The 7,777-nt window shown below is 72.3% G+C and carries 8 protein-coding genes; 3 read left to right on the forward strand and 5 right to left on the reverse strand.

The features are described 5' to 3' along the window. Positions 1 to 48: 48 nt before the first annotated feature. Positions 49 to 612, reverse strand: a complete 564-nt coding sequence (locus tag QL983_RS09160; protein ID WP_101965895.1) for a GNAT family protein — start codon at positions 610 to 612, stop codon at positions 49 to 51. 62 nt (positions 613 to 674) lie between these two features. Here QL983_RS09160 and QL983_RS09165 point away from each other — a divergent pair, with 62 nt between their 5' ends. Further along, on the forward strand, positions 675 to 830 hold the full coding sequence (locus QL983_RS09165; protein WP_223247487.1) for a hypothetical protein: 156 nt from the start codon (positions 675 to 677) through the stop codon (positions 828 to 830). Positions 831 to 1,458: 628 nt separating this feature from the next. On the opposite strand, the gene QL983_RS09170 is transcribed toward QL983_RS09165, so the two are convergent. Continuing rightward, a complete protein-coding gene (locus QL983_RS09170; protein ID WP_170080054.1) occupies positions 1,459 to 1,839 on the reverse strand; it encodes a hypothetical protein in 381 nt (126 codons plus the stop codon). Positions 1,840 to 2,084: 245 nt separating this feature from the next. Then, positions 2,085 to 2,660 (reverse strand): hypothetical protein, encoded by a 576-nt coding sequence (locus QL983_RS09175; RefSeq protein ID WP_069941221.1) that lies wholly within the window; start codon positions 2,658 to 2,660, stop codon positions 2,085 to 2,087. A 248-nt stretch (positions 2,661 to 2,908) separates the two neighbouring features. Here QL983_RS09175 and trpB point away from each other — a divergent pair, with 248 nt between their 5' ends. Beyond that, positions 2,909 to 4,210, forward strand: coding sequence for a tryptophan synthase subunit beta (gene trpB / locus QL983_RS09180; protein ID WP_205805553.1), 1,302 nt, complete (start codon positions 2,909 to 2,911; stop codon positions 4,208 to 4,210). Between the two features lie 54 nt (positions 4,211 to 4,264). Next, positions 4,265 to 4,966, forward strand: a complete 702-nt coding sequence (locus QL983_RS09185; RefSeq protein WP_044659347.1) for a membrane protein — start codon at positions 4,265 to 4,267, stop codon at positions 4,964 to 4,966. Between the two features lie 30 nt (positions 4,967 to 4,996). Here QL983_RS09185 and QL983_RS09190 read toward each other — a convergent pair whose 3' ends face one another. Both QL983_RS09190 and QL983_RS09195 read right to left on the reverse strand, forming a co-directional pair. Next, positions 4,997 to 5,917 carry an SDR family oxidoreductase gene (locus QL983_RS09190; RefSeq protein WP_102708829.1) on the reverse strand — a complete coding sequence of 307 codons (921 nt, stop codon included), beginning with the start codon at positions 5,915 to 5,917 and terminating at the stop codon, positions 4,997 to 4,999. 223 nt (positions 5,918 to 6,140) lie between these two features. Continuing rightward, positions 6,141 to 7,777: amidohydrolase (locus QL983_RS09195; RefSeq protein ID WP_290152516.1), on the reverse strand; the 1,637-nt coding region annotated here is incomplete at its 5' end.

A 7,777-nucleotide genomic window follows, 5' to 3' on the forward strand; every position in this document is an offset into this window, starting at 1 on the left:
CGGCGGACGGGACAGAGGATTCGGGTGGCATCCCCCCGTTGTACACTCCTAGGCGGTCAGGCGCGCCTCGAGCCCGGCGCGCACCGCGGGCCACTCCTCGCGCACCACGCTGAAGTAGTCGACGTCGGCGATCGTGCCGTCCGCCGCCGGGCGGAAGCGGCGCAGAGTGCCCTCGAACGTCGCCCCCAGGCGGGCGATGGCGGCGTGTGAACGGGCGTTGCGGTGGTCGCAGCGCAGGGCCACCCGCTCCAGCGCCCATTCCTCGAACGCGTGCCCGAACAGCAGCAGCTTGCAGCCGGGGTTCACGGAGGTGCCCCACACCCGACGGGCGTAGACCGTGTGCCCCACCTCCACCCGCAGCCCCGGCACCAGGTCGTAGAGGCTCGTGCGCCCCACCAGCTCCCCGCCCTGCTCGACGGCGAACGCGAAGGCGCCCTCCCGCTCGATCAGCTCGGCGAGGTGCGCGGACATGGCCGCGCCGTCCACCGGCAGGGGCGCACTGTTCCCCGCCCACATGGCCGCGTCGACGAGCTCGCGCAGGGCGGGGCCGTCGGTGGGTGAGAGGGGGCGCAGGGTGAGGTCCCCGCGGGTGAGGACGATCTCGTGCTTCATGCACCCATCCTGTCAGCGGCCTCGGGGCGTCCCCCACCCCGGAGGACTTCCGACTCGAGACCATGACCCTCGCGGAGCTGGAGGAGGGTCAGGTGCTCGTCACCAGCACCGTCATGTCTGTGGGCCCGTGCATGGGTGGCCACATGAACGACGTCGCGTCCGACGTGGCCCCATTCGAGGTGGACGCCCCCTCGACGGCGGCGGGGTCCGCACCGTGACCGAATCCCGTGCCTCGGACATCGCCGTGGGCGCCTCCGTGCCCGACCCCGCCTGCCTCGGCGTGGCGGATCCGCGCACGGAGGCGGCCCCGGACGGCATCGACGTCTACTTCGACAAGGTGGGCGGCGACCAAGACCCTCATGCTGCAGGGCTTTCTCCTCCCTCAACATCTGGGCCCAGCCGGCGAGTACTGCGAGAAAGCCCGAGAAGGCCATCGGCCGGCTCAAGGACGGCCCCTTGCAGTATGACGAGACCGAGCGCCCCGACGCTCCCCCGCCGCCGATGCGCGCGAAACCCTGCGAGCCCGGCGGAACATCGCACTGATGCTCAGCGCCGCGGACTGACGAGCCCTTGCCCGCACGCCCCGGGCCTTACCAGTCCCGAAAAACATCCCCATTGCATCTGTGAACTTCGCAAAGGAACAAGGGAAGGGCCTACAACTCAGTCACCTTTGCCCCGTGGGAGCTCATTGGGCGACAGTGAGGGAGGACGCTATGCATCCGACTCTCCCCTCTGCGTTCTATGTCCTGGAGGTGCCCTTCGGGTGGCCAAGGGGTGCTCGCACGCCGCCTCCTGTTGGAACCGCCAGGGATCAGGACGCCCTGCCATGGTGAGCAGAGCTGAGCTTCAGCTCCCCTTGCTTTCCCGAAAGGCCTCTGCATTACGCAGTACCAGGTCCCCCAGGAGACCAAGCCCCAGGAAGAAGACAAGTGCCGTAAGACGATGGGACTGATCGCGCTGGTCCCCGGCGATCTTGGCTTGGATGCCCAAGAGGTCATTCGTGTGCCAGCCGTTCAATACGGCCTGCTGGGGCGCGCCGTTCGCCTCATTCGCCTGAAAGGAATACTTCATCTCGGCAGCGCTCAAATCCTTTGACCAGTCCCCCGCAGCCCCACTGGGAACAGTCGCGATGAAGGATAGAAAGAACCCGACGAGCATAGCCAAGGCCCACCAGAAACGAGCAACCGGCCAATTCACCCGCAACTTCCCCCCGCGGGACTTCTTCACCTTTCCCTTCTTCGACGCCGACCCGGGGGCTCCCCCGGGCTGGAAGCCGTGCCCCCACTGATGAGGGGCAGTCGCAGGCTCCGCCGAGGTGTCGGAAGATCCCTCTGGGATAGACGCGGGCTGAGTCATAGTGGTCCATTCTCGAAGAAGAAACGGGAAGCGATGAACGCGTAAGGAACTCTAAACGAGAAAGGGGCACTCCAGCCCCCGAGCCCACTCCCTTGAGGCCGAGGCGACCAGCCGGCTCAGAGCGTGGCGGACCGGCGGGCGGAGGCCCTCATGGCCGCGACCCGCTGCGCCACAGGGGCCTCCAGAGCGCCCGGCTGCAGGGCCGGGGCGAGATCGGCGGCCACCTCTCGGGCGACCCCCTCGAGGGCGGAGGCGTCCTGGGCGACCCAGGCGCGCAGCGTCAGGTGCTCCCGCATCCACGCCGTGAGCGTCTCCTCGGACTCCGGGGTGAGGGCGAAGCCCACCCCCGCCGCACCCGGGCTGGTGCGCTCCACATCCAGGCCGAGCTCGCCCGCCAGCAGGGCGGCGAACGCCTGGCGCAGCGGTGAGACGCCGGTACGACCGGACTGAAAGGCGGCGCGCACCTCGCGGCACTGCAGGCTCTCGTCGGCCACGTCGACGGCGAGGACGTCACCGGCGGCGGGGGTGAGGCCCAGGGCGGCACGGGCTGACTCCTCGGCCACCACGGCCACGATGCCGGGCACTGCGGGGGCGGCGGTGAGGAACTCGGCGTACCGCATGCCCGGAGTGGCGGCGAGCACAGCGGCGGCCTCGGCGGTCAGGGACGGGGTGTCGACGGCGGTGATGGTCATGGATCCAGGGTGAATCGCGATTCACTGAGACGGGGAGCGGCGTCCATATTCTGAGATTTGCAGCCACATGGTGAGACTCACGCCTCCCCCGACGTGCAGTACGCTGGCCCCATGCAGATGCACGCGCAGCAGTGGTGGACCGCCTGAGGGCGGCCCCGGTCATGCGCATCTGACACGACGAGCCGCTCGCCTGCCGGGCGACTCGGTCATGAGCGGCTCCGGCGGGCCCCATCCCAGGAGGACCCCCGATGACCCACCGCAACCCCGAGGACAACGCCCTGAGAGGCGCCCCCGAGCCCCGCACCCTCGCCGAGGCCTGCGACCTCGTCACCACCCCGGACCTGGACGTCTCCGCGGACGGCATGTTCGGCCAGTACGGCGGCGCCCACCTGCCCCCGCAGCTGGCCGGCCCCATGGCCGAGGTCGCCCGCGCGTACGCCGAGGCGCGCCAGGACCCCGAGTTCTACGCCGAATACCGACGCCTGCTGCGCGACGCCGTCGGGCGCCCCTCCCCCCTGACCCCGCTGGACCGCCTCTCCGACGAGCTCGGCGGCGCACGGATCGTGCTCAAGCGCGAGGACCTGAACCACACGGGCGCCCACAAGATCAACCACACGATCGGCGAGGCGCTGCTCGCCAAGCGCATGGGCAAGCGCAGCCTGATCGCGGAGACCGGCGCCGGCCAGCACGGCGTGGCCCTGGCGACGGCGGCCGCGATGGTCGGCCTCGACTGCGAGATCCACATGGGCGCGATCGACGTGGCCAAGCAGCACCCCAACGTGGTGCGCATGCGCCTGCTCGGCACGAAGGTCGTCTCGGTGGAGCGCGAGGGCCGCTCCCTGAAGGAGGCCGTGGACTCGGCGTTCGAGGTGTACGCGGCGAACCCGGAGAAGTACCTGTTCGCGATCGGCTCCGTGGTGGGCCCGCACCCGTTCCCCACGATGATCCGCGACTTCCAGTCCGTGGTCGGCCGCGAGGCCCGCGCCCAGTTCCAGGAGCGGTTCGGGGCGCTGCCCAGCGCCGTCGTCGCCGCGGTGGGCGGCGGCTCCAACGCGATCGGCGCGTTCACCGCGTTCCTCGACGACGCCGACGTCGCGCTCGTGGGCGTCGAGCCCGGCGGCCGCTCCGCGGCCAAGGGCGAGCACGCGATGACCATGACCCAGGGCCGCGACGGCGTCCTCCACGGCATGGCCACCCTCGTCCTCGCCGACGACGACGGCACCCCGGATCCCGTGCACTCGATCGCCTCGGGCCTGGACTACCCGGGCGTCGGTCCACAGCACGCCCACTTCGCGAGCGTCGGCCGCGTCCGGTACGTGGCCGAGGACGACGCGGCCGTGCTCGACGCGTTCCAGCGGCTCACGCGGCTCGAGGGCGTCATCCCCGCGCTCGAGTCCGCGCACGCCGTGGCGCACGCGATCCGCCTCGCCCCGCAGATGGGCCGGGACGCGCGGATCCTGGTCAACCTCTCCGGCCGCGGAGACAAGGACGTGGACTACGTGGCCGAGAAGCTCGGGCTCACGGGCGAGGCGGACGAGGTCGTGCGGTGAGCTGAGGCGGCGGCCCGGCGTCGCCCCCGGTCAGCGCGTAGCCTGGCTGCCGTGATGACCCTGATGTGGGGCGCGGTCGCCGCGTCCTCCCTGCTCGTGGGCGCCGTCCTGGCGACCCTGCGCCGCTGGCACATGGGCACGATCGGACTCGTGCTCGCCTTCGGCGCCGGCGCCCTGATCGCGTCCGTGTCCTTCGAGCTCGCGGAGGCGGGCGTGCAGGCGGCCGGACCTGCCGCCGTCGGCATCGGGCTGACGCTCGGCGCGGCCGCCTACTTCCTCGGCGACCGTGCGGTGGAGCGCTCCGCCGCGAGGTCCGGCGGCTCGTCCTCGGGCGCGGCGCTGACCGTGGGCGCGCTGCTGGACGGCATCCCGGAGCAGCTCGTGCTGGGCATCGGGCTGGCCGCGGGCGAGGGCGTCTCCCTTGCGCTGCTCGTGGCGATCTTCATGTCCAACCTGCCCGAGTCCATCGCCGCCACGGCCGACTCCCTCGACGGCGGCAAGACGCGGCGCCACCTGCTGGTCCAGTGGTCGCTCGTGGCGGTGGTCTGCGCTCTGGCGACGTGGGGCGGCGGGCTGATCGCCGACGTCGCCTCCCCCACCCTGACCGGCGGCATCCAGGGGTTCGCGGCCGGCGCCCTGCTGGTCATGCTGATCGACACGATGATCCCCGAGGCCCGAGAGAAGGGCGGGGAGAAGGCCGGGCTGCTCACCGTGGTCGGCTTCGCGCTCGGCGCGTTCCTGTCCCTGGTGGTGTGACCGCCCAGGGACAGGAACGCCCGACTCCGGTCACGGGGTGGGCATGCCGCCGGTCACCGGGATGGTCGCGCCCACCACATAGGAGGACTCCGGCGAGGCCAGGAACACGTAGGCCGGGGCCAGCTCGGTGGGCTGCCCGGCGCGGCCCAGCGGAGTGGACTGGCCGAACTCCGGCAGGTCCTCCGACTTCTGGCCGCCGGAGGGCTGCAGCGGGGTCCAGATCGGCCCGGGCGCCACGGCGTTCACGCGGATGCCCTTCGGGGCCAGCTGCTGGCCCAGGGCCTTCGTGAAGGTGTTGATGGCGGCCTTGGTGGAGGCGTAGTCCACGAGCTGCGGCGGGGCCATGTAGGTCACCACGGACGTGGTGTTGATGATCGTGGAGCCCGGCTTCAGGTGCGGCAGGGCGGCCTTGACCAGGCGGAACTGGGCCAGGATGTTGACGTCGAAGGTGGCCTCGAGCTGCTCGTCGTCGATGTCCTCGATCGAGTCCTGCGCCACCTGCTTGCCGGCGTTGTTCACCAGCACGTCCAGCCCGCCGAGCTTCTCGACCGCCTGGGCCACGAGGTCGACGCAGAACGTCTTGTCGCGCAGGTCGCCGGGGATCCCGACGGCGGTGCGCCCCTCCGCCTGCAGGACCTCGAGGACGTGCTGGGCGTCCTTCTCCTCCTCGGGCAGGTAGGTGATCACGACGTCGGCGCCCTCGCGAGCGAACGCGATCGCGGTGGCCGCGCCGATGCCGGAGTCGCCGCCGGTGATGAGCGCCTTGCGGCCCTCGAGACGGCCGGTGCCGCGGTAGGACTTCTCACCCAGGTCGGCCTTCGGCGTCATCTCCGCGTCCAGGCCGGTGCCGGGCAGCGTCTCCTCCGGCGGGCTGATCACGGGGTAGCGCTTCGTGGGGTCCTGCAGGGTGAGCTGGTCGGTGGTGGTGGTGTTCGCGTCGTCGTGCGCCACGGGGTGCTCCTCATGGTCTCGGGGCGACGCGCGGTCTGCGCGCCGTCCTCCGAGCGTAGGGAGCAGCCCCCCAGCAGAGCCACGGCTGATCCCCGGGTCACCGGACGTGCCCCACCCGCTCCCCTGGATGACGAGCCCTGCGATATGGCCCCTAAACCACGCGTTTAGGGGCCATATCGCAGGGCTCGTCGCGAGGAGTCGGGGCCGGTGCCGGGGCCGGGCGTCACAGCCCGCCGTGCACGAACTCCCCGCCCACGGCGGTGGCGACGACGTCGATCGCCGCGATCTGGTCGCTCGGCACCGCGCGCGGGTCCTCGCTGAGCACCGTGAAGTCCGCGAGCTGGCCTGCGACGAGCCGTCCCTTGCGGCCGCCCCAGCCGGTCGCCTCCGCGGAGCCGACCGTGTAGGCGTGCAGGGCCTCGGCCACCGTGAGCCGCTCCGCGTCCGGGCCGTACTGCTCGCCGGTCTCGGTGCGGCGCAGCACGAAGTCCTGGATGACCTCCAGCGGGCGGCCGCCGGCCACGGGACGGTCCGAGCTGCCGGGCAGCACCAGGCCCGCGCGCAGCAGTCGCCCGGCCGGGTACGACAGCGCGGCCCGCTCCGGCCCGATCCGCTCCCGCACCGACCCGCCGAACGCGCTGATGAAGTTCGGCTGGGTGGCCATCACGACCTCCAGCTCGGCCATGCGGGCCACCTGATCGTCGCGGACCACCCCGCCGTGCTCCACGCGGTGCGGCATCACGGGCCGCCCGAACCGGCCCCGCGCCTCGGCGATCACGTCGAGCGCGAAGTCGAGGGCGGCGTCGCCGATCGCGTGCAGGGCCAGCGCCCATCCGGCGGCCGCCGCACCGAGGCACGCCCGGCGCATCTCCCCCGCGTCCTGCTGCAGGTAGCCGCGGCCGTGGCCGTGCCCGCAGTAGTCCTCGGTCATCGCGGCGGTCTGCCCGAGCATCGACCCGTCCGTGAACACCTTCGCCGGCCCGATCTGCAGCCACTCGTCGCCCACGCCCGTGCGCACGCCGGCGTCGAGGGTGAGGTGCGTGCCGTCGTCGGGATGGCCGTCCACCGGGCGCAGCGCGTCCAGGGTGACCATCGTCTGGAAGCGGGTGCGCAGCAGCCCCGCGTCCCGGGCGCGCTGATACGCGCCGAACTCGAGCGGGCTGTGCCCGATCCACCCGCCGGCCACCCCCGCATCCGTCACCGAGGTGATGCCCTCGGCCGCGTACTCCTGCGAGGCCCGCGCCAGGCACGCGCCGATGTGCTCGTGGGACTCCGGCTGCAGCAGCCGGGTCACCAGGCTCATGGCGGTCTCCTCCAACAGACCGGTGGGCCGGCCGGCGGCATCCGTGAGGATCCGTCCGCCCTCGGGCTGCTGCAGCACCTGCTCCCCCACGCCGGCCAGGACCAGCACCGCCCCGGACACCGTGACGGCGTGGCCCGTGTTGTGGCGGATGAGCACGGGGCGCCCTGAGGCGGCGGCGTCGAGGCTGTCCCGGTCCGGCTGCGGGCCGGTGAGGTGGCCGGGGTCGAAGCCGGTGCACGTCACCCAGGCGCCGGGGCCGAGCTCGGCGGCGCGGGCGCGGACCCGGCGGTGGACCTCCTCCGCGGTGCGCGCACCCTCGAGGTCCACGTCCAGCCGGGACTGGCCGAACCAGACGCTGTGCGCGTGGGCGTCGTTGAACCCGGCGAGGACGGTGCGCCCCCGCGCGTCGAGGCGTTCGCGCGCCGTCAAGCCGTCCAGCTCCTCGTCCACCCCGACGACGACGCCCCGCCACACCCCCAGCCGCGAGGCCGACGGGCGGGCGGGGTCGCCGGTGATGAGGCGGGCGTTCTCCACGATCAGGTCGAGCTGCATGGGGC

The organism is Micrococcus sp. APC 4021, assembly GCF_030407635.1.
GTDB classification, from domain to species: domain Bacteria; phylum Actinomycetota; class Actinomycetes; order Actinomycetales; family Micrococcaceae; genus Micrococcus; species Micrococcus luteus.

What these genes read in the sequence shown, in the direction of transcription:
- trpB (WP_205805553.1), top strand. Translation starts at nt 2,909, where the DNA reads ATGACCCACCGCAACCCCGAGGACAACGCCCTGAGAGGCGCCCCCGAG.
- QL983_RS09185 (WP_044659347.1), top strand. Translation starts at nt 4,265, where the DNA reads ATGACCCTGATGTGGGGCGCGGTCGCCGCGTCCTCCCTGCTCGTGGGC.
- QL983_RS09160 (WP_101965895.1), bottom strand. Translation starts at nt 612, where the DNA reads ATGAAGCACGAGATCGTCCTCACCCGCGGGGACCTCACCCTGCGCCCC.
- QL983_RS09165 (WP_223247487.1), top strand. Translation starts at nt 675, where the DNA reads ATGACCCTCGCGGAGCTGGAGGAGGGTCAGGTGCTCGTCACCAGCACC.
- QL983_RS09175 (WP_069941221.1), bottom strand. Translation starts at nt 2,660, where the DNA reads ATGACCATCACCGCCGTCGACACCCCGTCCCTGACCGCCGAGGCCGCC.